The following is a 23,537-nucleotide window of genomic DNA, read 5'->3' on the forward strand; positions in this document are numbered from 1 at the left end:
AAATATAGGAAGAAGGGGAAATGGATGTTCAGTCAAATAAATGATGCTTTGGAGGATTTAAAGTTAGGGAAAATGATTATTGTCTGTGATGATGAAGACCGGGAGAATGAAGGTGACTTTCTGGCGATTGCCGAATATGCTACACCGGAAACAATCAATTTTATGGCTAAACAAGGCAGGGGGCTAATTTGTACTCCAATCGCAGAAAAAATCGGCGAGAAGCTTGAACTTAATCCAATGACTACCCATAACACGGACAGTCATGAAACAGCCTTCACAATAAGTATTGATCATAAAGAAACGTCGACTGGTATTAGTGCATTTGAAAGAGCAAAAACGATACAAGAAATGTTGAAAATAAATGCAAGGCCTACTGATTTTTCAAGTCCTGGTCATGTATTTCCTTTGGTTGCAAAGCCTGGCGGTGTATTGAGAAGAGCAGGACACACAGAGGCAGCGGTTGACTTAGCTGTACTAGCAGGGGCTTCTCCAGCTGGGGTAATATGTGAAATTATGAATGAGGATGGAACAATGGCTAGAGTAGGAGACCTTGAAAAAGTTGCCAAAAAGTTTGGTATCAAAATGATCACCATTAAACAATTAATAGAATATCGCTTGCAGCATGAATCTTTGATCAGTAGAGAGGTTGAGATTGAACTGCCGACAGAGTTTGGTGATTTCAGGGCAGTTGGTTATTCCAATACAATAGATGGGAAAGAACACATAGCACTTATAAAAGGAGATATAACAGGGGAGGAACCTATTTTACTTCGGGTTCATTCTGAATGTCTTACAGGTGATGTCTTTGCATCCAATCGCTGCGATTGCGGTCCACAGCTCCACAGGGCGCTTATGAAGATTGAAGAAGAAGGTAGGGGCATTTTGTTGTATATGCGTCAAGAAGGCCGGGGTATTGGTTTAATCAATAAATTAAAGGCTTATAAATTACAAGAAGAAGGCTATGATACGGTGGAAGCCAACCAAAAATTAGGATTCGCTGAAGATCTTCGTGATTACGGGATCGGAGCTCAAATTTTACGAGACTTAGGTGTGACTAAGATGAGGTTACTTACAAATAATCCACGTAAAATAGCAGGTTTGAGTGGACATGGACTGCAGCTTGTAGAACGGGTTCCTTTACAGATGCCTGTAAAATTGGAAAATGAAGGATACTTACAAACAAAGAAAACCAAACTTGGACATTTATTAACATACTAAAGGAGAGATTTAGAATGAAAAAAGTAATTGAAGGTAACTTAATTGGTACGGAACTAAAGCTTGGTATAGTGGTTTCTCGTTTTAACGAATTTATTACTGGTAAGCTGCTGGAAGGCGCAATTGATGCGTCTAAACGCCATGGTGTTGAAGAAGATAATATTACTGTTGTCTGGGTGCCTGGAGCTTTTGAACTGCCGCTTGCTGCAAAGAAGCTTGCAGGGTCAGAAACGTATGATGCGGTAATTACGCTTGGTACAGTTATACGTGGTGCTACTTCTCACTTCGATTATGTCAGTGGAGAAGCAGCGAAAGGAATTGCTAATGCTGGAATGCAAAGCGAAATTCCTGTCATCTTTGGAGTGCTGACAACCGACACAATTGAACAAGCTATTGAACGGGCAGGCACCAAAGCAGGAAATAAAGGTGCAGAAGCTGCTGTTACGGCAATTGAAATGGCTAACTTGTATAAACAATTGAAATAGAGGTATTTAAATAACTTTGCAACAGTTATTACATTGTTAATTTCTGTGAACAGAACTCGTTCATTCATTACTATAAAAATAAGGGGCACAGACCAGTGCCTCTTATTTTCAGCTTAGACAATAATCATTCCTCTCTATCTTCCGGAATACCTTGATTCAGCTCTTCGCTATATTCAGCCTGAAGTTTCTGGTTAATAAGTTCCTTTTCTTCATCAGATCGGATAGCATGGCCATCCAACACTTGATTAGCCATGTATTTATGGAAAAAGTACTCTCCAACTGCGAGAAATGCAGATGATACAAGTGAAGCAGTTACGAGGGGGATTTCCATTTCAAATAAAAAAGAACCTAATAAATAGATGGCCACAAAGGCGAGAATGAAGTCAAATAAAGTTGCTCCCCAATTTTCAAACCTTGGTAATAAATAAACGTCTCCAACTATATAGGAAACCACTGTAAGCAGGACACTTAGAATGAAGATATTGGGAAAGGATACACCAAAAAATAAACCTAATACAAGCCCCAATATCCCGGTACACATAATAAACTTCATAAAGACTGCCTTCCAATGTTCCATTTTATCACCTCCAATTTATGAATAGACTGCCCTGTTCTATTCACAATTATTATTTCCCTACATAAACTTATAAGGCTTAATGTTTGCCACACGCAAAATGGTTAACTATAATCACAAATAGATTTAAAAATATGGTTTACACAAGTAAAAGTGGGAATATAGATGAAGTAATCTAAATAAAAGAGTTAATTTTTGAACAAAGGAGCATTGCATGATGGTTGACTATTTTTTGAATTTGGATCCGGTAGCCCAAGCAGCCTTAGCAACCTTATTTACATGGGGAATGACAGCCTTGGGAGCAGCTTTAGTTTTTGCGACAAAAGGATTTAACCAACGCTTTATGGACAGTATGTTAGGTTTTGCTGGTGGTGTTATGATAGCTGCAAGTTTCTGGTCATTGCTTTCTCCTGCGTTGGATATGGCGGAAGGAGGGCCAGTTCCAGTCTGGGTCCCGGCAGCGGTAGGGTTTATTCTTGGAGGAGTATTTTTGTGGATATCTGATAAAATACTACCACACCTCCATCCATCTTCTTCGTCTATGAATGAAGCAGAAGGAATAAATCCGGGAAGCAAAAAAAGAAGTACATTACTTGTATTGGCAATTACGTTACACAATATTCCTGAAGGTCTAGCTGTAGGTGTGGCGTTTGGCGCAATTGCTGCGGATTTACCTTCCGCCTCTTTAGCTGGGGCCATAACACTTGCTGTTGGTATAGGTATTCAGAACTTTCCTGAGGGTTTAGCAGTTTCTATGCCTCTCCGAAGAGAAGGGATGTCCCGGAGGAAGAGTTTTATGTATGGGCAGGCTTCCGGCATGGTGGAACCTATTGCTGGTATAATAGGTGCACTTGCCGTAACTTTAATACAGCCTTTATTGCCTTATGCACTTAGCTTTGCAGCGGGCGCAATGATTTTTGTAGTTGCGGAAGAAGTAATTCCAGGTTCACAGGAAAATGGAAATAAAGATCTCGCTTCCATGAGTATAATGATTGGTTTTACAATTATGATGATCTTGGATGTGGCTTTAGGTTAGATTTACTAAAAGGCGAAGGGATAATTTCTCTCGCCTTTTGTTATACACGGATAATTACATAGTCACCATTTGTTAGTTTTGTAACATCTGCCTTCATTGCTTTGGCAACATCTGCTGTTAAGATTTTTGCTTCATCTTCTGATTTGGCTAGGAGACAAAGGCAGTTGCTTGAAAGAACCCTTTCCTTCGCTAAGGTTACATAAGCCAAAATTTGATACTCTGGTCTCAAACTGGATTCTCTTCCCATAACTAATCTCCTTTCAGATTTGTTTTCATGACAGCATGCGATTTTTTTGCACTTTCCAATAAAGGACATTTTTTCACGGCTTCAATCAGTGCATCTAAATCCCGCTTAATCGGTATCATTGTAATAACCACTCTACCTTTCTCATAATCTTTTCTCGTAAAAGCATATCGTTTATTTCCCAGGGCTCTTGTTGCTTCAAATAAGGCAGCTTGTCTTTGTCCAAAGTTGTCCAAATTAATTCGGTAATGATTTTCATTGGGAGTAATAATAACAGCCATTCCCTCTTCCTGAAAAAGTTTTTCCGCATTTTCCGTTCCTAAGATATTACTTATAAAGATGCCATTGACATAAAGGTTGGAATCCTTCACTTCGATTGTTCCCCTCTCTACTTGGGCAATGTCACCAATGCTTTTTCCTTTAGTGAAATTTTTTAATAAGAATAATACAGCAAATCCTACTAAGAAACCACCAATCAGTTTAATCCATATGGCATAGGGAAGTACCATCATTGTAATAGAGGAGAGGAAAGAAGTAATAAATGCAATATAGTTTCTTGACTCAAATGTTTTTGCGATACCATCAATATAAGCCGCACCCCTGTAGGTGTACTCCGTATGTTCTAAATCACTCAGACTTTCTTTTTCCATTTTTCTCACATCACGGAATTGTTGCAGAGCCAAAGTCAAGAATGTGACTGCTACAAAATTTTTGCTGAGTAAAGCTGGAAGAGCAACTGCCCCAAGAGCTGCAGCGACGAATCCAGTGATCATGTGAATTAAGTACCCGTTGGGATAACTAGGATACTGTCGATAATCTTCTTTTAGGATGAGAATTCTGGAAAGGGTACCTACCAAAATAGACCCTGCAATTATACTTAAATCTTCGGTAGACAGAATTTGAGCTCCTTCCACCTTGATCACCTTCCATTCACTACTATGTATGTGAACTTAGTATGTGCAAGATAAATGAATTTACCCCAATTAATATAAAGGACATGGAAATAAACTAGAACTTAAAAAAAGAACCGAAATTGAGTGTTTTTTTAAAATGTAAAAAGAGCCATCCTAAAAAGAAAGGCTCTTCATTTACTTATTTTTTTCTTAATATAATCATAAAAATACTAATCAATGTAAAAGCAATGAGCGCAAGAAAAGGAATCGTAATAAAACCGAGCCAATTAATATACGCTGCATCACATGGTACGCCATCAGCACAAGCCTTTAGTTTTGCAAAGCCAGGTACCTTCTGTTCCAGATAGTGAAAAAGAGAGATGCACCAGCCGATTAAACTGAGAGGCAGTACATACTTTTTTACATTAATATCGTTCGTAAATGTAGCAATACCAAGAATTAAAGCTAATGGATACATTATAATTCGTTGATACCAGCAAAGTTCACAAGGAATATAGTGAAGAATTTCACTGAAATACAGGCTCCCAAGTGTTGCTATAACTGAAACCAGCCAAGCGAAATAGAGATAAAGTTGTTTCCTGGATTTATTTGTCATTTATTAGTTACCTTCCAGTTCTTGCTCAATTGCTGCTTGAATAGCTGCATAGTCAAAAGGATCCTCGATCATTTTGTCATTAACCATAATCGAAGGAGTTAACTCCACATTGTGCTCTGTGACTAACTCCGTATCTTTATTTACAGCGTCCAAATGCGTGTTATTTTCAATATCCTCTTTTAGTTGCTCTCCATCAATTTCTTCCATGTTATCAGCTATTTTTGTTATAGTATCCATTGTCAGCCATTTGGTATCATGATCTTCTGCTGGTTGCTGAGCGAATAACTGCTTATGAAAATCCCAGTATGCTTCAGGATTTTGTGCCCATACTGATTCCGCTGCAAGAGAGCCTAACTTGGATTCCTCTCCGTGGAACAGAACATTAATATAAGCAAATTTAGCCTTTCCAGTATCAATATAATCTTGTTTTATTTGAGGAAAATATTGTTCACCCCAAGCTTTGCAAGCTGGGCATTTGAAATCTCCAAATTCTACAATAGTTACAGGAGCATCTTCTTCTCCCATGACTGGTTGTCCTTCAATGGAAGGTTGATTTCCGGTAGTCGTGTCCTTTCCTGTGCCATTGTTAGTAAGCACCACAATAGCAACAATTAACGCAATAATTACCAAAGTAATAATTACGGTAATTTTGATAGGAGAATTTTTACCTTTCATTAAAACACCTCTTTATTTTTTTATGTAATGATATAGTACCATTAATTTATCTTAAAGTTGAACAATATCTAACTTGTTCAAATAATAGTCATAAAAGTTAATGATCTTTCGTTGACACACATATTCGATATTGCTAATATGATGAGCATATAACATATTAGAATAAATGAATATGTGAGGTGGCAAAAATGATAACTTCAGATTTAGAGGTTAAGGTTAAATTTTTACATGGCTTTTCACATCGTACACGAATTCAAATATTTGAAGCTATAAAGCACAAGGAAAAAACGGTTTCTGAAATTATTCAGACCGTAAATGCAAGTCAGTCCAACATTTCTCAGCACCTTGCTTGTTTAAAAGGATGTGGGATGGTTGTTGGAAGACAGGAAGGGAAATATATTTATTACAGTTTAAGGAATCAGAAGGTCAGAGACTTATTGACGATGTTTGACGAGGTTCTTGAAGAAGTAGAAGAAGAGGTAGCTTGTTGTAAAAAAGAGGTGGAGTAGGAGGAGAAATAGCTTGGGTAAATCATGTTGTGGATCAAATAAAGCAGATCATTCGAACAATGCCTGTTGTTCGCAGACAACAGGAACGGAACAAAACAACGATCAAGATAAGTTAACGGTGTCTAACGAAGTATGTTGCAATGCAGAGGAGGAGAATGCCGAGTCAGAGCCCGATTCGAGTTGCTGTTCTGGTAACTCGGAAATTAAAGAAGACAAAGCTGAAGATGACTGCTCTAATAAGCGTACTTTTGTGATTGAAGGGATGGATTGCCCTTCCTGTGCGGCATCAATTGAAAAAGCGGTAAATAAAATTGATGGTTTGGAAATGATTAAGTTAAACTATAATACTGCCAAGCTTGTGGCGGCAGGTACGGAGAAAGCATTGGATGCTGTACCATTAGAAGTCAATAAATTAGGCTTTACTGCCAGTATGGAAGATAGAGGGGGATTTACTTCTATTTATGAAATTGAAGGAATGGATTGTGGAAATTGTGCGAAGAGCATTGAATCACACATGAGACGACTTCAGGGTGTCAATGACGTAACAGTTAGCTTTTCCACTGGAAAGATGAAGCTTTCCCATTCTAATAAAAACAATGAGATGGTTAAAGAAATAGAGAAGCTAGGGTATAAAGCTGTACTAGTTAATGGAACCGCAAATAAGTTATCTTCTAATAAGCAAAGAAGTAAAGAAATGATCTCTATTTACTTTTCAGGTGGTTTAATTGCCATTGCGTTTTTCGGATCATTCTATGGACTTTCCAATCTTATAGGCGTCTTCTTGTATGCAGCTGCTATTGCGATTAATGGCTATAAACCAATTAAAGCTGCTTTTTATTCGTTGAAAAACCGCTCTCTTGATATGAATGTACTCATGTCAGCTGCCGCCATTGGTGCGGCTCTAATTGGTGAGTGGTTTGAAGGAGCTACAGTTGTTTGGCTATTCGCTCTTGGTAATGTACTGCAAAACAATTCGATGGAACAAACAAGAAAATCAATTCGTGGGCTTATGGATTTAGCCCCCGCAGAAGCATGGTTAAAAACAAGTAATGGAATGAGCAGGGTACCAGCAGAGCAAGTCAGTCTAAACTCTCTCATTATTATCAAGCCAGGTGAACGTATACCGTTAGATGGAGAGATTGTAAAAGGAAGCTCCAGTATTAACCAAGCACCTATTACGGGAGAATCGATTCCGGTTAATAAAACCCTCGGTGATCAAGTATATGCCGGTACAATTAATGAACATGCATCCTTAGAAGTAAAAGTAACAAAACTGCTAGAAGATACAACCATAGCTAAGATTATTCATTTGGTAGAAGAAGCACAAGATCAAAGAGCACCAGCTCAGGCGTTTATTGATAAATTTGCTAGTATTTATACTCCAATTGTGTTCGTGCTTGCCTTCGGAATAATGATTATTCCTCCATTGCTTGGTTTAGGTGGATGGAGTGAGTGGATTTATAAAGGTCTTGCATTACTAATCGTTGCCTGTCCATGTGCGCTCGTCATATCTACTCCTGTAGCAATTGTTTCTGCGATTGGGAATGCAGCCAAACAAGGTGTCTTAATTAAAGGCGGAACGTTTTTAGAAAAAGCTGGAGAAATAGACGCAATTGCTTTTGATAAAACAGGAACACTGACAGAAGGGAAGCCAAATGTTTCAGAAGTTCATACGTTTCATGGATCTGAACAGAAACTCATTGCCATTGCGAGGACGCTAGAAGAATATTCTACTCACCCAATTGCTCATACGATTGTGGAATATGCTAAAAAGCAAGAGATTGAAACGATAGAAGCATCGAATTTTACCAACATTGCCGGTAAAGGCGTCCAAGCAATGATAAATGATGAAACATATTATGCTGGAAACCCTAAGCTATTTAAAGAAATGGGGGTAGACCTAAAGCCTGTCGCTGATTCTATTAAAAGGGCTATAGGTCATGGTAAAACGATCGTATTAATTGGAACGAGGCAAATGATCTTAGGTATGATTGCTGTAAGTGATTCGCTACGTCCTACAACAGTAAATGCTTTGCAGCAGTTAGATAATATTGGTGTGAAACAAATTGTGATGCTTACTGGAGATAATGAGGGGACTGCAAAAATGATTTCCAAAGAAACAAAGGTAAATCGGTATTTTGCTGAACTTATGCCGGAAGATAAAGTTGACACAATTAAAAAGCTTCAGGAAGAAGGCCATAGCGTGGCTATGGTTGGAGATGGCATAAATGATGCCCCTGCTCTTGCGACTTCAGAGCTGGGAATAGCCATGGGCGGTGCAGGCACAGATACCGCAATGGAAACAGCGGACATAGTGCTTATGGCAGATAACTTGGAGAAACTGCCATACACAATTAGACTAAGTAGAAAAGCTTTATCTATTATCAAACAAAATATTGCTTTTTCATTGCTTATAAAACTAGCGGCTCTAATCCTGATTTTTCCGGGTTGGCTAACCCTATGGATGGCTGTGCTAAGTGACACTGGAGCAGCAGTACTTGTAATATTGAATGCGTTACGATTATTACGGGTGCGATCAGAATAGTAGAATACGTGTCAGAGCTGGAAGTGACAATTTCAGTGATAAAATTTTACAGGTTTAAAACTTAATAGAATGCTTAAAAGCAGCTCTGCATCTTGTATGTAGAGCTGCTTTTACTAGTTCTAATATATATGTTGGGATTATTCAATGATTCGGAAAGTAGATAGACTGCGACGTAACTAAGAATATTAGAGGCTGCGTAAATCACCGCTACGGGGAAATATTTCGCTTTCCGCGGGCGGCAAAGAAGACACTGTGAGGTTACGAACAGATGTCGCCCTTGTACCCGGAGGTGTGAAAGCGTCCGTATGCAACGGAAATCAATGCGGCTTACCTACCTCTTCAACGATTTCAATGAGCTTTCCAGCAACGCAGTTATTTTACATAATCTAAACACGAATAGTTACTGCGCAGTTTCCTCCAACTATGAAATAACTAAATATGTTTGTAACCTAAAATTTAAAGTTAAACCTTTTATTAAATCGATGGAAAGTATATGAGAATTATATTTCAAGTGAAGCTTCATTTCTCTTATTTTCTAATTGTTGAACAACACGAGCAGCAGAGGCGTCACCAGTAATATTTACTGCAGTACGGAACATATCCATAAAGCGGTCCACACCAGCAATTAAGGCGATGGCTTCTAATGGGAGATTAACTGCTGTAAGAACCAGTGTCAGCATAACTAGCCCTGCTCCAGGCACACCAGCTGCTCCAATGGAACCTAATGTTGCAATTAATACAATCGTTAATATCTGAATAAAAGAAAGCTCGATGCCATAAGCTTGTGCAGTAAACAGGGCTGCTATGCTTAAATAGAGTGAGGTTCCATCCATATTAATTGTAGCTCCTAGTGGCAAAACAAAACTGGACACTCTTTGGGAGACTCCTAAGTTATCTTCTGTACATTTTATAGTAACAGGCAATGTTCCGGAACTACTTTGCGTACTGAAAGCAACAAGCGTAGCTGGGGCAATTCCTTTGAAAAATTTCAGTGGATTCATACTTCCGAAGCTTTTAACTGCAAATGAATAGGTTACGAGTGTGTGAACAATGCAAGCAAATGCTACAACTGCAACTAGCTTTATTAAAGGCATCAAAACAGAAAGCCCATATTGTCCGATAATAGGAGCTAGCAAACCAAAGACTCCAAATGGGATAAGCTTCATAATAATCCAGGTGATTTTATACATAATTTCGGCCAAACCTTCAAAGAATCGATAAACAGGTTGAGCTTTTTCGCCCACCATGGTAATCCCCACACCAATGAAGATAGCAAAAAATATAATCTGGAGAATGTTACCACTAGAAAGACTTTCAATCGGATTGGTTGGAATGATGTTAAGAAACACATTAATTACACCACCAGTTTCGGTGGCTTCCGGTATTTCTCCTGTAGAGGAAATGTCCACTCCTTTTCCTGGTGAAAAAAGGAAAGCTGAAATCAATCCAATCGTAACAGCAAGAAGTGTTGTGGCAACATAATAAAAAATAGTTTTTCCGCCGATTCTCCCAAGTGTTTCCATGTTACCAGTGCTTGCTACTCCTACAATTAAAGATGAAACAATTAAAGGGATAATTACGAATTTAATAAGTCTAAGAAATAAGTCGCCTAATGGTTGCACGACTTCCATGTTTTGGCCAAAAATAATACCAAATATGATAGCACTTATAAATGCGATTAAAATCTGGGGAAGTAAACCAATACGCATGTACCAAACCTCCTTAATTCATTGACTTTCAAAAATCTTTACTATTCAAACGCGCGTTTTTAAATATGTATGTACTTGTTTGAAAATTAAGAACATGGAAATGGGATTAGGGCGGTGACATATTAATAATTCTGTTAAAAGTTCAATTATTATAAAGATCCTGCACAAAAACTGGATAAATTTTATATAAAATAACTTTAATACATAGAGAGTGATGGAGGGCGTGGATTATGAAAAGAGTAATGCTAATTGGAATACTTAGCACGGGTCTATTTATAGCTGGGTGCAGCGATTCTGGAAAAAAACAGGCTTTTGAAGTTCCTTTTGATGGGAAAATGGAACATGTTCATGGCATAGGTTATGCAGGTAAAGATAACGGATTACATTTTGCTTCCCATACAGGTCTAAAAATATATAGAGATGGAGAATGGTTGGAAACATCTAAAAACCATAATGACTATATGGGATTTAATGCAGTTGATGATGGGTTTTACACTTCTGGCCACCCCGGTGAAGATTCGGACTTACCAAATCCAATAGGAATTCAGCGAAGCGCCGACGGAGGCAAAAGTCTTGATGAGATTGATTTTGCAGGAGAAACAGACTTCCACGGAATGGCTGTTGGCTTCTCCAGCCATGACATCTTCTTAATGAATCCCCAAAAAAATTCAAAACTGGACCAGGGATTTTATAGAAGCGTAGATAATGGAGATACATGGGACGAAGCTGCTGGAGCTGGATTGGCAGGAGAACTTCTGCACCTGGCTATACATCCATCTGATTCCAACTGGGTCGCTGCAGCTACTAGTAATGGAATTTATCTTTCTGAAGACGCAGGGGAACGTTTTGAATTAATTAGTGGTGATGGAACTGGTACGTCTGTTTATTTTGATGAGGAAAATCTCTACTTTGCTTCTTTTACATCAAGCCCTGAAATGACAAAGTATACTCTTTCAGACGCCAGTAAAGAAAAAGTTGAGCTACCTGAACTAAATGAAGATGGCCCAGTTTACATTGCAAAGAATCCACAGGAGGAAAAAGTGTTTGCTATTTATACTATAAAAGGGCAGGCATTTATTTCAAAAGATGGGATGAAGAGTTGGGAGCAGATTTTAGATAATGGACATGTGATAAATTAAAGAAAGCGTGGACAGACTAATATGTTTGAACTATATAACCAAATTGCAAGTCTTTTCAGCCGTCCCATACAGCAGCTCGCATATGGTTGGGAGCATTTACCTATTTTGTTTGCTTTCTTTCTTGGATTGGTTGGGGCAGTAGCTCCATGTCAGTTGACAGGTAACATTAGTGCTATTACGATCTATGGCAATAGGTCACTTACCTACAAGGTACCATGGTTACATGTGTGGGTCTTTATTATAGGGAAATTAATTGTATTTAGTGGTCTTGGTTTTTTGATTTGGGTAATGGGTAAGGACATACATAGTAGCCTCACGCTAGTATTTCCTGTTCTTCGAAAAATCATCGGGCCAATGCTAATTTTCATTGGCTTATTTATGATGGGAATGTTTCATATTAGGCGTATATGGCCATTTTATTTATTGCGGAGGAGTACCCATAATAGAACTTTATTAGGTAGTTTCTTCCTTGGAATTACGTTTTCGATCGCTTTTTGCCCAACTATGTTTGTGTTGTTTTTTCTTACCTTGATACCAATTGTGCTTTCTAGTCCTTATGGTGCCGTGTTACCTGCTTTCTTTGCTCTCGGCACCTCCTTACCTCTTTTGTTGATTATCTTTTTAATTTGGTATTTTGGGGCAAGTGGAGCCATTTTGAAAAAAAGTAGAAAAATTGGTCAACTTGTACAAACCTTAGCAGGTATTGTAATAATTATTATAGGTTTTTTTGATACTGTCACCTATTGGTTATAGAAGAAAGGAATTTACATGTTTAATAAGCTATCGTTTAAAATTGGTATATTGTTCTTTGTTTTTTTTCTAATTATAGAAGCGTTTTTATTTTTCACTTTATATTCGAACCTTGCCAATGATCGAATTGAGGAGGTCATGGAAAATCTTTTGGGTCGTGGGAATACACATAGGGAAGTGCTTGAAAGAAACTTCCAAACATCGACTATTGAACATGTGGCTATTATGGAATCAGCATCTGACTTTGCAGTAGTAATAACCGATGAAGCAGGAGAATTGCTTGTGAATTCCGATCCTATTAATAAGGAAATGCGTCACATTATCGATCGGGTGAAAGAAGAGAAGATCCCAAAGAATGGCAAAATAGTGGAAAAAAGATGGGAAGAAACAGCATTTATTGCGACAGACAGTCCCATAGTAATAGACGGCAAACATGAGGGAAATGTTTTTATGTTTGCTGATACGGATAATGTGAAAAAAATAATAGATCAGCTCAGTGACCAATTTTTGATGGTGAGCATTATTACGATATCTTTAACTATTATTGTAATCATGTTTCTGTCAAAATTTATTGCCATCCCGTTAATTAGAATGAAGGAAGCTACGGAGCAGCTGAGTAAAGGAGATCATAGAGTTGCCTTGCATACGGAACGTACAGATGAGCTAGGCGAATTGGCAAATTCAATAACCAAATTATCGAATGACTTGGAGCAAATGAAAATGGCTAGAAATGAGTTCCTTGCAAGTGTTTCACATGAGTTACGAACGCCACTCACCTATTTAAAGGGATATGCAGACATTATTAGTCGGGATGACACACCAAAAGAAGAGATGAAAGAATATACGAAAATAATCCGTGAAGAAGCTGAACATTTAACTTATCTCATAAAGAACCTGTTTGATCTGGCTGAAATGGATGAAAATAATTTCACAATAAAGCGGGAGCCGATCTCTCTATGTGAATTGACTCGTACAATAGCGGAGCGTGTACAACCGGCTTTTGAAAAGTCAGCTATCCAATTTTCTTATTTGTGTGAAAAAGAGTTTGTTATTGATGTAGATCCGGCGCGATTACAACAGGTTATCTTCAATACTTTAGAAAATGCAAGAAAGCATTCATCTGAGGGAGGCAGAGTGAGTTTATCGGTAAAACAAAAAGAGGACGATATTTGGATCGTTATTCAAGATGAGGGAGAAGGGATTCCTCCAGAAGATCTGCCATATATATTTGATCGATTGTATCGAGTGGAAAAATCCCGATCTCGGGATAGTGGAGGTACAGGGTTGGGGCTCTCCATAGCAAGAGAAATTATCGAATCACACGGCGGTACAATAGAGGCAAGTAGTGTAATAGGAAAAGGAACTACAATTCGTATTAGGTTAAGAAAAGGTGGAAGAGAAAATGTATAAGGTACTTCTTGTCGATGACGAAAAACGCATGCTGGAGCTGCTTGCATTGTATTTGCACCCACACCAGTATCACTGTGTAAAAGCTCAAGATGCAGCTACTGCTATGGAAAATGTTCAGAAGGAAACGTTTGATATTGTTCTACTTGATGTAATGATGCCACAGGTAAATGGATGGGAACTATGCGAGCAAATTAGAAAGATATCTGATGTTCCAATTATTATGCTTACTGCTCGGGATCAAAAGGAGGATATAGTTAAGGGATTAAGGTTGGGAGCAGATGACTATATTACCAAACCATTTGATGAGCAAGAACTTCTAGCAAGAATGGAGGCATTATTGCGGAGGAGTATCTCAGATTCCGCTGTAATAAAGGTTGCTGGACTAATCTGGGATGAGTCAAAATTTGAGCTTACATATGAAAATCAACATATTAAGCTTACGCCAAAAGAATTCTCTATGCTGGGTCATTTGATAAGACATCCAAATCAGGTTTTTGCCAGAGAACAATTGCTTGATCTCATATGGGGATTTGCCAGCCATACAGAAGGGAGAACGGTCGATTCTCACGTGCGGAATGTACGGGAGAAAATACGCCAGTCAGGATTTCCTATTGATGCTTATTTTAAAACAGTGTGGGGAGTTGGCTATAAGTGGGTACAATCCAAATAGCTTGATTTATATTCTTGAAAGGAGGAAGTTTCATGGGGAAAAACAACGAAGGGCATTTTTCTGAGCATGATAATGAAAAAACGGATCAAAAAGGTGGGCATTCGCATCATCATGCCCAGTATGAACACGAAGAAAATCACGAACATAAAATGGAAGACAATGAACATGCAGAGCATGGACATCATGGGCACCATGGACATGATCATGGCGATATGGTAAATGATTTTAAAAAACGCTTTTACATTTCTTTGCTAGTTACCATACCGATTCTCATATTGTCACCAATGATCCAAGGCTTTATTGGGATAGAGTGGCGTTTTACGTTTGATAAATACGTATTATTTATTCTTGCTACCTTTGTGTTCTTTTATGGTGGCTGGCCTTTTATAACTGGAGCTATTGGAGAATTAAAGAAAAAGAATCCTGGCATGATGACTTTAATTGGTCTTGCTATTCTCGTCGCATATGGCTATAGCTCTTTAACGGTATTTGGTTGGGAAGGAAAGGATTTCTTCTGGGAACTTGCCACGTTAATAGACATTATGCTTCTCGGCCATTGGATTGAAATGCGTTCGGTAATGGGGGCTTCTAATGCATTGGAGGAGCTTGTTAAACTGATGCCAAATGAGGCACATAAATTGGACGAGAATGACGAGGCGGTAGATGTACCGGTTGCTGAACTGAAGAATAAAGACAGGGTACTTGTAAAACCAGGAGAGAAGATACCTGTGGATGGCACTATATTGGATGGAAAAACGGCCGTTGATGAGTCCATGCTCACTGGGGAATCTGTACCTGTTGAAAAATATAAAAATGATGAAGTGATTGGAGGTTCTGTTAATAAGGAAGGTTCCATCACAGTACAGGTAGAGAAGACAGGAGAGGAATCTTATCTTTCGCAAGTAGTCACCATGGTAAAAGAGGCACAGGATTCCAAATCCAAAACACAGGATTTAACAAACAGAGCCGCTAAATGGCTATTTTACCTTGCCTTACTAGCAGGGTTTGCTACATTGTTTATCTGGCTTGCACTTGGTTATAGCTTCGATGTAGCATTAGAGCGAATGGTTACCGTTATGGTAATAACCTGTCCTCACGCACTTGGGCTTGCCGCGCCACTTGTAGTTGCCGTATCTACATCTATTTCAGCTAAACAAGGACTGTTAATTAGAAATCGGACGAATTTTGAAGGCGCAAGAAATCTCAATGCAGTCGTTTTTGACAAGACGGGTACTCTGACAAAGGGCGAGTTCGGGGTAACGGAAATTGTTCCTGTGGAAGGAGAAAGTAAAGCAGACATATTAATGCTGGCTGCTAGTCTCGAAGCACATTCAGAACACCCGATAGCAGCAGGAATTGTTGCGCATAGTAAGGATCAAGAAATTACCTTAAAAAAAGTAGCGGATTTTACTTCCATCACTGGTAAAGGAATTGAAGGGAAAGTAGATGGGAAACAAATTAATGTAGTTAGCCCTGGCTATATAAAAAGCAATGGGCTTAATTATGATACAGATGCATTCAACAAAATGTCTGAGGAAGGAAAGACAGTTGTATTTGTGCTTGTGGACGATCGCTTAGTTGGTATGATTGCACTTGCTGACATCGTAAGAGAAACAGCTAAATTGGCAATTGCTGCTTTAAAAGAAGATGGAATTCATTCCATCATGCTTACTGGTGATAATCAAAAAGTGGCCAACTGGGTTGCCAAGCAGCTTGAAATTGATGAGGTTTATGCTGAAGTACTTCCTGACGATAAAGCAAATCAAGTAAAAGATATTAGAAATAAAGGCTGGAGAGTCGCTATGACAGGAGATGGTGTTAATGATGCACCTGCACTTGCCACAGCGGATCTTGGAATTGCAATTGGCGCAGGAACAGATGTGGCAATGGAAACGGCTGATGTTGTGCTTGTGAAAAGCAATCCGAAAGATGTCGTTTCTATAATCAATCTATCTAGGAAAACGTATAGAAAAATGGTGCAAAATCTATGGTGGGCTGCAGGCTATAATATTTTTTCCATACCACTGGCGGCAGGTGTTCTAGCTCCTGTTGGAATTGTACTAAGCCCGGCTGTAGGAGCTGTATTAATGAGCTTAAGCACTGTGATTGTTGCAATTAATGCCAAGCTATTAAAGGCATAGACAGAAGGCTGGGACATAACTAAACAACGCTATTCTAAAGACGAACTATTTAAAATGTGGGAACCCCGCTTCGGAAAAACGCTTCGCTTTCCGTGGGCGCTGCTAAGCCTCCTCGTGCTATGCACTCCGGGGTCTTAGCTAGGCTTTTCCTCCCACAGGACAAGGAAAGCTGCGACAGCGATACATCGCACGAAGGAAATGTGTACTTCATTTCCGAGGAGTCTGCGCGTTTTTCCTCCGCTAATTCGTTGCAAAAAATAAATCCGAACCATAATTCATTAGTAGTGTGAATTGGTTCGGTTTTTTAATGTATAAAATTTATTTTGTCCCAGTCTCTTTTTGCTGGGTGGAAGTTATTTGTGCTTTTTTATCATTGTGTACTCCTCTCGATAAAAAATCCACATTTCTTTTGTATGCTAAAACAACAAAGGAGGAAAAGCACATGAAGAAAAGTTTGTTAATTACGTTCATAGTTCTTACATATTTGATAGTAGGGTGTACGCAGGAAGAGACGATGAAAGAAAGCTCGGAACAAAACGAAAAAACGGAAAAGGTATATGCGAAAGAAGAAAATACCAAGGGAAAGAAGATAAATGAATTTACGCTAACAGCTCAGGAAAAAGAGTGGAAGTTAAGCCCCGATAAAACGATTCAGGCACTTACATATAACGGGACTGTACCTGGGGAAGAAATTAGAGTGAAAGAAGGAGAAGTTGTTAAGGTTCACTTGAAAAACACGATAAAAGAGCCTGTTACCATACATTGGCATGGAGTTCCGTTATCGAATAAACAGGACGGGATTCCCGGAGTGACTCAAGATGCTGTTCCACAAGGGGAAACCTATACGTATGAATTTGTAGCTAATCACCCTGGAACATACTGGTACCATACCCATCAAAACGGTGTAGAACAAATGGACAAAGGATTATATGGCACGCTTATTGTGGAACCAAAAGAAGGAACAAATGTTGACCGTGACTATACACTGGTTGTAGATGAGTGGGAATCTGGAGAAAAAGAGGAAGAAAGTAATGATGGGCATATGGGTGATACCCATGGTAGCATGATGGAACATGATATGAGTTCTTACGATATCTATACGATAAACGGAAAAACATATGATAATAGTAAGCCCCTGGTTGTGCGTAAAGGGGATCGAGTAAAACTGCGATTTATTAACGCTGGATATATGGTACATAAATTACATATTCCTGTAGATTATCGAGTGACCCATGTGGATGGACAAAAAGTAAATGAACCTCGTAAGAATGAAGGGACATTACTGGAGATTGCTCCGGGAGAGCGGTATGATATTGAATTTAAAGCAGATGGAGAAGGTAACTTTACCATTGATAGGCATGGCGAATCAGAGGCTAATCATAAGATGAGAGTGGATGTTGTTTATGAAGAAGAATCCATTACTAATCAGCTAAATCATACGAATTCCTTAGAAACAGTGGATATTACTAAACTTGGAGAAGGTGCAACAGCTCCTTTTTCACTAGATGATGAATTTGATATTGAATATGAAATGGATTTGAATGCAACCATGGATATGAGTGAAGGGGATATGGGAATGGCTTGGACGATAAATGGGGAAACCTTTCCAGAAGTTCCGCCATTTAAGGTAAATAAGAATGACAAGGTAAAGGTAACCATGAAAAATGACAGCAGAGATAATTCAACGCATCCCATGCATTTACATGGACATTTTTTTCAGGTTCTGAGTAAAAATGGAGAACCATTAAAAGGTGCTCCTATCATTAAAGATACCTTAAATGTAAAGCCAGGTGAAACGTATGAAATTGCTTTTCTAGCAGATAACCCTGGTGATTGGCTATTTCATTGCCATGATCTTCATCATGCTTCCAATGGAATGGTAACAATGGTGAAATATAATAACTTTCAACCGTTCTATGAAGATAATGGAAAAGTAGATAACCAACCAGAATAAACATTTCCGAGGAGTCGGTGCGTTTTTACTCCACCAACTTGTTACAAGAAGAAATCCGAACTATGATTAAGCATTAATTTGAATCGGTTCGGATTTTCAATATATAAAAGTGTATTTGTCCCAATCTTTTATGTAGAGGTAAGACCGTATAAAAATCGAATCGCTGTTTTAAATGTTAGAAAAGATTATATTCAGTACGATTAAATGCGTAAACTAGAACACGGTAGGTGGCTAATAGAAGAATAAACTGTAGTTATAACATCCCCCTTGTTGCAAAAAAACCGCACATAGTGCTATATTTTTAACATACTAATTTAACGGAAAAGGAGCATCCCTTTCATGTAAAATCTATTTAAATACGCATATTCACAACTCAATATTATTTATGAAAGGGACATTTATATGACACTGCAAGATGAAATGAAGAAACGAAGAACATTTGCAATTATCTCTCACCCGGATGCGGGTAAAACAACCATGACGGAAAAATTATTATTGTATGGAAATTTAATCCGTTCTGCTGGAACTGTAAAAGGAAAAAAATCTGGTAAGTTTGCTACGTCTGACTGGATGGAAATTGAGAAACAGCGAGGTATCTCTGTTACATCGAGCGTAATGAACTTTCCTTACCAAGGTCACCAAATTAACATTCTTGACACACCAGGCCATGAAGATTTTAGTGAAGACACATATCGTACATTAACTGCGGTGGATAGCGTAGTTATGATTATTGATTCTACTAAAGGTATTGAGGCTCAAACGTTGAAACTATTTAAAGTATGCCGGATGCGCGGTATTCCCATTTTCACTTTTATTAATAAGCTGGACAGAGAAGGAAAAGATCCATTTGAGTTATTAGATGAAATTGAAGAAGTTTTGGATATCCAGACATGTCCGATGAATTGGCCCGCAGGTATGGGTAAACGATTTCTTGGTATATTCAATCGTCAAAAAGAAGAGTTTGTTCGGTATAACGGAGTTGAAGAAGAAACAATTATTCCTTATACTGAACTGCACGCGCATTCAGACCTTACAGAAAATGCAATGTTCCAGGATGCGAAGGAAGAGCTTGCACTGTTGGATGAGGCTGGAGATAACTTTTCATTAGACGATGTTCTTGCTGGGGAACAGACGCCTGTGTTTTTTGGAAGTGCATTAGCTCCATTTGGTGTTGAAACATTTTTTAATACGTTTGTATCTATGGCACCAGCTCCAGGTCCAAGAAAATCGACTGAAGGTGTAGTAAGTCCAGATCACCCTGAGTTTTCTGGTTTTATATTCAAAATACAGGCGAATATGAATCCTGCACACAGAGACCGTATTGCGTTTGTGCGTGTATGTTCTGGGAAATTTGAACGTGGAATGGAAGTAAAGCTATCAAGAACAGGAAAAACAATTAAACTCGCTCAATCGCAACAATTTGTAGCATCCTCTCGAGGGACCGTAGAAGAAGCGTATGCTGGAGATATCATTGGTATTTATGATCCTAATATTTATCGTATTGGTGACACACTTGTTACAGGTAAGGATAAATTTGAATATGATGAACTTCCACAATTTCCACCCGAGTTATTTAAGAAAGTTACTGCTAAAAATGTAATGAAGGCAAAACAATTTAAAAAAGGACTTGAGCAGCTTGTTCAGGAGGGCGCCATCCAATTGTTTAAACGTCACAGGACAGAATCTTATATTCTTGGGGCAGTCGGTGAATTACAATATGAAGTATTTCAGTATCGTATGAAGAATGAATATAACGTGGAAGTGATGTTGGAATCTATTGGTGAACGGATTCCAAGATGGTTACAGGCAGAACAAATAGATGAGTCTCTGTTTGATGAAGGTAACTTGCTGGTGCGTGATCGGGAAGAAAATCATTTGGTATTATTCCGTAACGAATTTGCCTTGAATTGGTTTCAAGAAAAACACCCCGATATGAAGCTGATTGATCTGTTTGAAGTAAACAGCTATGATCAGACAACGTAATAGTTATTCTAAAGTTACTTTGCAGCTAATTAATAACGAGCATTTTGACCTAAGTCATGCCAAAATAGTGTCAAAAGTCTTAATTCATGATATGATATATAATAGAAATTGAAAGTATACCGCCCCATGCTGCAACATGGAACGGTACAATAGCTAACCTTAAATAAAAGGGTGGCACAACGTTGAACTAATCCCTCTGGAGTCTCTAAAAAGCTAGAGGGGTTAGTTTTTGTCATTTTTATGGGCCATAATCAAAACAATCAAAGCCCCAAAAGAAATCATCAAAGTTAAAACTGATTCTACATCCATCCCGCATCACCCCCTTCATACAGAATACCTGAGAGGTGACGTGTACCATACCCATCCATGGAAGCTAGTCTATTGTATGTCTAATTATAACACAACCGATCATATGTTCCTATAAAAAAGTATATGTTTACTTATAAATTTGCAAAATTAGCATCTATTAATATGTTGTTTTAAAAAAAGAGGAATTTTGAAATATATAGAGAAGTAAGATGTTATATATTTTAAAGAGGGAGAGAAGTTAAATGGCATTTCCCGAATTGGAAACTCCACGCCTTCAATTAGTAGAAATCAAAAAGAAACATATAGTCCATTATTACAATATATTATCAATGGATGAGGTTACTAGATATTATGGAATGGATCCTCTGGAAAAGGAAAGCGACGCTATAAACATGATAAACTCTTTTCGTCATAACTATGAAAGTAAACGTGGTATCCGTTGGGGAATCATTATAAGGGATACGCAAGAATTTGCTGGAACGTTAGGCTTAAATAATTTGAGTCTATGGAGTAAAAAAGCTGAACTAGGTTACGAATTACATCCTAATTATTGGAACCAAGGGATAATTACTGAAGCTGCGAGATCAGTATTGAACTATGCATTTTCCGAGCTGGCATTAGTTCGAATGGGAGCAGTTACCTATCCGCAAAATATAGCATCAATTGCTGTGCTTGAAAAACTTGGTTTTCAAAAGGAAGGTCTACTAAGACGTTATCTTTACCAAAATAATCAGTCTCATGATGCGTATATCTTTTCTTTGCTAAATGATGAATGGGATGCTAGGGCATAAAAAAATAGAATAAGACGAGCTTTTTTTTAGCATGATTTTGACAGTGATAAAAAAGTCAGGTAATACCTCTACGGGAAGTTGAGTTACCTGACTTTTTTATTGCATTTTTACAAGGAAGTTGTTCGGACGGTTCTATTTTTTTACTGTAATGCTGTCTCGTATGTTTTCCATCCACCATCCAGATTTTTCACCTTAAATCCGTTCTCTGCTAAGATTCTTGCTGCTATATAACCGCGAAGTCCTACTTGACAATTCACGTAAATAGTTTCCTCTTTAGGTAAATCATCTAGTCGATCACGTAATTCGTCCAAGGGTATAGAGGTGGCACCTGTAATATGCCCGTTTTCCCATTCCTCAGGCCTACGAACATCTATTAACGTTCCACCATCTGCTAAAATACGATCAATTTCATGCCACTGAATTGTATCTACTTCTCCCTCCATGATATTACTTGCAACATATCCTGCCATGTTTACAGGATCTTTTGCTGAAGAATAAGGAGGGGCATAAGCTAATTCTAAATCAGGCAAGTCCTTAACAGTTAATCCACCCTTTATTGCAGTTGCAATTACATCAATTCGCTTGTCAACACTATCTTTTCCTACTGCTTGAGCTCCATAAATAGTCCCACTCGTTTTATCAAATATCAGTTTTAGTGCAATAGGAACTGCACCAGGGTAGTAACCGGCGTGTGAAACGGGGTGAATGTGTATCACCTCATATGGTTTACCAAGGCGATTAAGTATCTTTTCATTATTTCCAGTCGAAGCTACTGTATAATCAAATACCTTTGCAATAGAAGTACCAAGTGTCCCATTATATTGGACGTCTTTACCGTTAATAATATCCGCAACCAATCTACCTTGTCTATTTGCCGGCCATGCAAGTGGAATCATTGTTGGTTGTTTATTGGTAAAGTCATTCACTTCAATAGCATCGCCAATAGCAAAAATGGAAGGGTCATTCGTTTGAAGTTTTTGATTTACTTGTATGCCTCCTCGTTTGCCAGTACGTAGGCCGGCTTGTAGAGCTAGTTCATTTTCAGGTCTGACTCCAATAGATAACAGTATTAAATCTGTTTCCATTTTGTTGCCTTTTTGAGTAAGAATTGATTGACCATTATTTTCAATAGACTTGACTCCGTCACCCAAAATAAGTTCTATTCCCTTTTCTTGCAAGTGATTGTGAATAATTGCTGCCATTTCCTTGTCAAGTGGAGCCATGACTTGTTCAGACATTTCTACTACTGTTACTTTTATGCCTTGATCATGAAGGTTTTCAGCCATTTCAAGACCTATAAAACCTCCGCCGATAACCACTGCTTTACGAGGTAGGTGCTTATTAATGAATGACTTTATTCTATCCGTATCTTCCATGTTTCGTAACGTGAAGAGTGTTTTTGCTTTGTCTATACCTGGGATTGGTGGGACAACAGGACGAGCTCCTGGTGAAAGAATGATTTTATCATACGTTTCTTCATAAATTTCTCCTGACTGCACATTCTTTACAAAAACTTTTTTAGCTTGCCTGTCAATTTTAATAACCTCACTAAAAATGCGAATATCCAAATTGTATCGTAATGACATATCTTTTACATTTTGCACAAGAAGCTTATCTCTGTCTGTAATTGTACCGCCAATATAGTAAGGAAGACCACAGTTGGCGAAGGAGATATACTCTCCTTTTTCAAATATAATGATATTAGATTCTTCGTTGAGTCTTCTTAAACGAGCTGCAGCAGTTGAACCTCCTGCAACACCACCAATAATAATTATTTTCTCTGTCATTATTACCACTCCTTTTAATACCCCTAGGGGTATATTATAATTAAAGTATACTCGATTTACAATAAAAATCTGTGATAAACATCACATGTTTATCAAAAAAAC

General features: G+C 38.3%; 21 protein-coding genes. 13 read left to right on the top strand and 8 right to left on the bottom strand.

What is annotated here, in order from left to right:
* Window positions 1–24 precede the first annotated feature (24 nt).
* The gene (locus BME96_RS06930; RefSeq protein WP_071648733.1) at window positions 25–1,218 is read left to right on the top strand and encodes a bifunctional 3,4-dihydroxy-2-butanone-4-phosphate synthase/GTP cyclohydrolase II; all 1,194 of its coding nucleotides are present in this window, start codon (window positions 25–27) and stop codon (window positions 1,216–1,218) included.
* Window positions 1,219–1,232: 14 nt separating this feature from the next.
* The gene (gene ribH / locus BME96_RS06935; protein ID WP_019377264.1) at window positions 1,233–1,700 is read left to right on the top strand and encodes a 6,7-dimethyl-8-ribityllumazine synthase; all 468 of its coding nucleotides are present in this window, start codon (window positions 1,233–1,235) and stop codon (window positions 1,698–1,700) included.
* A gap of 124 nt (window positions 1,701–1,824) precedes the next feature.
* On the opposite strand, the gene BME96_RS06940 is transcribed toward ribH, so the two are convergent.
* Window positions 1,825–2,277: a YndM family protein gene (locus BME96_RS06940; RefSeq protein WP_071648734.1), complete on the bottom strand. Its 453-nt coding sequence runs from the start codon at window positions 2,275–2,277 to the stop codon at window positions 1,825–1,827.
* Between the two features lie 214 nt (window positions 2,278–2,491).
* Between BME96_RS06940 and BME96_RS06945 the strand changes: the two genes are divergently transcribed.
* Window positions 2,492–3,310 (top strand): ZIP family metal transporter, encoded by an 819-nt coding sequence (locus BME96_RS06945; protein ID WP_071648735.1) that lies wholly within the window; start codon window positions 2,492–2,494, stop codon window positions 3,308–3,310.
* Window positions 3,311–3,350: 40 nt separating this feature from the next.
* Here BME96_RS06945 and BME96_RS06950 read toward each other — a convergent pair whose 3' ends face one another.
* The 4 genes from BME96_RS06950 to BME96_RS06965 all read right to left on the bottom strand — a co-directional run bounded on the left by BME96_RS06950 (window position 3,351) and on the right by BME96_RS06965 (window position 5,738).
* A complete protein-coding gene (locus BME96_RS06950; protein WP_019379341.1) occupies window positions 3,351–3,557 on the bottom strand; it encodes a capping complex subunit for YIEGIA in 207 nt (68 codons plus the stop codon).
* A 2-nt stretch (window positions 3,558–3,559) separates the two neighbouring features.
* Complete coding sequence (locus BME96_RS06955) at window positions 3,560–4,468, bottom strand: YIEGIA domain-containing protein (RefSeq protein WP_071648736.1); 909 nt, start codon at window positions 4,466–4,468, stop codon at window positions 3,560–3,562.
* Window positions 4,469–4,646: 178 nt separating this feature from the next.
* The gene (locus tag BME96_RS06960; RefSeq protein ID WP_060679060.1) at window positions 4,647–5,063 is read right to left on the bottom strand and encodes a disulfide oxidoreductase; all 417 of its coding nucleotides are present in this window, start codon (window positions 5,061–5,063) and stop codon (window positions 4,647–4,649) included.
* Between the two features lie 3 nt (window positions 5,064–5,066).
* Window positions 5,067–5,738: a DsbA family protein gene (locus BME96_RS06965; RefSeq protein ID WP_071648737.1), complete on the bottom strand. Its 672-nt coding sequence runs from the start codon at window positions 5,736–5,738 to the stop codon at window positions 5,067–5,069.
* A 188-nt stretch (window positions 5,739–5,926) separates the two neighbouring features.
* Between BME96_RS06965 and BME96_RS06970 the strand changes: the two genes are divergently transcribed.
* Window positions 5,927–6,247 (top strand): ArsR/SmtB family transcription factor, encoded by a 321-nt coding sequence (locus BME96_RS06970; RefSeq protein ID WP_071648738.1) that lies wholly within the window; start codon window positions 5,927–5,929, stop codon window positions 6,245–6,247.
* A 13-nt stretch (window positions 6,248–6,260) separates the two neighbouring features.
* Window positions 6,261–8,792 carry a heavy metal translocating P-type ATPase gene (locus tag BME96_RS06975; RefSeq protein WP_071648739.1) on the top strand — a complete coding sequence of 844 codons (2,532 nt, stop codon included), beginning with the start codon at window positions 6,261–6,263 and terminating at the stop codon, window positions 8,790–8,792.
* 500 nt (window positions 8,793–9,292) lie between these two features.
* On the opposite strand, the gene BME96_RS06980 is transcribed toward BME96_RS06975, so the two are convergent.
* A complete protein-coding gene (locus tag BME96_RS06980; RefSeq protein WP_071648740.1) occupies window positions 9,293–10,501 on the bottom strand; it encodes a dicarboxylate/amino acid:cation symporter in 1,209 nt (402 codons plus the stop codon).
* Window positions 10,502–10,731: 230 nt separating this feature from the next.
* On the opposite strand from BME96_RS06980, the gene BME96_RS06985 reads away from it, so the two are divergent.
* From BME96_RS06985 to BME96_RS07015, 7 genes are all read left to right on the top strand, one after another.
* A complete protein-coding gene (locus BME96_RS06985) occupies window positions 10,732–11,640 on the top strand; it encodes a F510_1955 family glycosylhydrolase (RefSeq protein WP_060679069.1) in 909 nt (302 codons plus the stop codon).
* Window positions 11,641–11,661: 21 nt separating this feature from the next.
* The gene (locus BME96_RS06990; RefSeq protein ID WP_071648741.1) at window positions 11,662–12,393 is read left to right on the top strand and encodes an urease accessory protein UreH domain-containing protein; all 732 of its coding nucleotides are present in this window, start codon (window positions 11,662–11,664) and stop codon (window positions 12,391–12,393) included.
* 15 nt (window positions 12,394–12,408) lie between these two features.
* Complete coding sequence (locus BME96_RS06995; protein WP_071648742.1) at window positions 12,409–13,800, top strand: sensor histidine kinase; 1,392 nt, start codon at window positions 12,409–12,411, stop codon at window positions 13,798–13,800.
* Entirely contained in the window at window positions 13,793–14,470 is a 678-nt protein-coding gene (locus BME96_RS07000; protein ID WP_071648743.1) for a response regulator transcription factor, read from the top strand. The genes BME96_RS06995 and BME96_RS07000 overlap by 8 nt, the downstream gene beginning before the upstream one ends.
* A gap of 32 nt (window positions 14,471–14,502) precedes the next feature.
* Complete coding sequence (locus tag BME96_RS07005) at window positions 14,503–16,611, top strand: heavy metal translocating P-type ATPase (RefSeq protein WP_071648744.1); 2,109 nt, start codon at window positions 14,503–14,505, stop codon at window positions 16,609–16,611.
* Window positions 16,612–17,053: 442 nt separating this feature from the next.
* Window positions 17,054–18,565 (top strand): multicopper oxidase family protein, encoded by a 1,512-nt coding sequence (locus BME96_RS07010; RefSeq protein WP_071648745.1) that lies wholly within the window; start codon window positions 17,054–17,056, stop codon window positions 18,563–18,565.
* 402 nt (window positions 18,566–18,967) lie between these two features.
* A complete protein-coding gene (locus tag BME96_RS07015) occupies window positions 18,968–20,548 on the top strand; it encodes a peptide chain release factor 3 (protein WP_071648746.1) in 1,581 nt (526 codons plus the stop codon).
* 222 nt (window positions 20,549–20,770) lie between these two features.
* On the opposite strand, the gene BME96_RS20165 is transcribed toward BME96_RS07015, so the two are convergent.
* Window positions 20,771–20,857, bottom strand: coding sequence for a putative holin-like toxin (locus tag BME96_RS20165; protein WP_223280644.1), 87 nt, complete (start codon window positions 20,855–20,857; stop codon window positions 20,771–20,773).
* Between the two features lie 242 nt (window positions 20,858–21,099).
* Between BME96_RS20165 and BME96_RS07020 the strand changes: the two genes are divergently transcribed.
* The gene (locus BME96_RS07020; protein WP_019378716.1) at window positions 21,100–21,648 is read left to right on the top strand and encodes a GNAT family N-acetyltransferase; all 549 of its coding nucleotides are present in this window, start codon (window positions 21,100–21,102) and stop codon (window positions 21,646–21,648) included.
* Window positions 21,649–21,788: 140 nt separating this feature from the next.
* On the opposite strand, the gene BME96_RS07025 is transcribed toward BME96_RS07020, so the two are convergent.
* Complete coding sequence (locus tag BME96_RS07025) at window positions 21,789–23,435, bottom strand: CoA-disulfide reductase (protein ID WP_071648747.1); 1,647 nt, start codon at window positions 23,433–23,435, stop codon at window positions 21,789–21,791.
* Window positions 23,436–23,537 lie beyond the last annotated feature (102 nt).

This window comes from Virgibacillus halodenitrificans (assembly GCF_001878675.1).
GTDB classification, from domain to species: domain Bacteria; phylum Bacillota; class Bacilli; order Bacillales; family Amphibacillaceae; genus Virgibacillus_Q; species Virgibacillus_Q halodenitrificans.

What these genes read in the sequence shown, in the direction of transcription:
- BME96_RS06930 (WP_071648733.1), top strand. Translation starts at nt 25, where the DNA reads ATGTTCAGTCAAATAAATGATGCTTTGGAGGATTTAAAGTTAGGGAAA.
- ribH (WP_019377264.1), top strand. Translation starts at nt 1,233, where the DNA reads ATGAAAAAAGTAATTGAAGGTAACTTAATTGGTACGGAACTAAAGCTT.
- BME96_RS06940 (WP_071648734.1), bottom strand. Translation starts at nt 2,277, where the DNA reads ATGGAACATTGGAAGGCAGTCTTTATGAAGTTTATTATGTGTACCGGG.
- BME96_RS06945 (WP_071648735.1), top strand. Translation starts at nt 2,492, where the DNA reads ATGGTTGACTATTTTTTGAATTTGGATCCGGTAGCCCAAGCAGCCTTA.
- BME96_RS06950 (WP_019379341.1), bottom strand. Translation starts at nt 3,557, where the DNA reads ATGGGAAGAGAATCCAGTTTGAGACCAGAGTATCAAATTTTGGCTTAT.
- BME96_RS06960 (WP_060679060.1), bottom strand. Translation starts at nt 5,063, where the DNA reads ATGACAAATAAATCCAGGAAACAACTTTATCTCTATTTCGCTTGGCTG.
- BME96_RS06965 (WP_071648737.1), bottom strand. Translation starts at nt 5,738, where the DNA reads ATGAAAGGTAAAAATTCTCCTATCAAAATTACCGTAATTATTACTTTG.
- BME96_RS06970 (WP_071648738.1), top strand. Translation starts at nt 5,927, where the DNA reads ATGATAACTTCAGATTTAGAGGTTAAGGTTAAATTTTTACATGGCTTT.
- BME96_RS06980 (WP_071648740.1), bottom strand. Translation starts at nt 10,501, where the DNA reads ATGCGTATTGGTTTACTTCCCCAGATTTTAATCGCATTTATAAGTGCT.
- BME96_RS06985 (WP_060679069.1), top strand. Translation starts at nt 10,732, where the DNA reads ATGAAAAGAGTAATGCTAATTGGAATACTTAGCACGGGTCTATTTATA.
- BME96_RS06990 (WP_071648741.1), top strand. Translation starts at nt 11,662, where the DNA reads ATGTTTGAACTATATAACCAAATTGCAAGTCTTTTCAGCCGTCCCATA.
- BME96_RS06995 (WP_071648742.1), top strand. Translation starts at nt 12,409, where the DNA reads ATGTTTAATAAGCTATCGTTTAAAATTGGTATATTGTTCTTTGTTTTT.
- BME96_RS07000 (WP_071648743.1), top strand. Translation starts at nt 13,793, where the DNA reads ATGTATAAGGTACTTCTTGTCGATGACGAAAAACGCATGCTGGAGCTG.
- BME96_RS07005 (WP_071648744.1), top strand. Translation starts at nt 14,503, where the DNA reads ATGGGGAAAAACAACGAAGGGCATTTTTCTGAGCATGATAATGAAAAA.
- BME96_RS07010 (WP_071648745.1), top strand. Translation starts at nt 17,054, where the DNA reads ATGAAGAAAAGTTTGTTAATTACGTTCATAGTTCTTACATATTTGATA.
- BME96_RS07015 (WP_071648746.1), top strand. Translation starts at nt 18,968, where the DNA reads ATGACACTGCAAGATGAAATGAAGAAACGAAGAACATTTGCAATTATC.
- BME96_RS20165 (WP_223280644.1), bottom strand. Translation starts at nt 20,857, where the DNA reads ATGGATGTAGAATCAGTTTTAACTTTGATGATTTCTTTTGGGGCTTTG.
- BME96_RS07020 (WP_019378716.1), top strand. Translation starts at nt 21,100, where the DNA reads ATGGCATTTCCCGAATTGGAAACTCCACGCCTTCAATTAGTAGAAATC.
- BME96_RS07025 (WP_071648747.1), bottom strand. Translation starts at nt 23,435, where the DNA reads ATGACAGAGAAAATAATTATTATTGGTGGTGTTGCAGGAGGTTCAACT.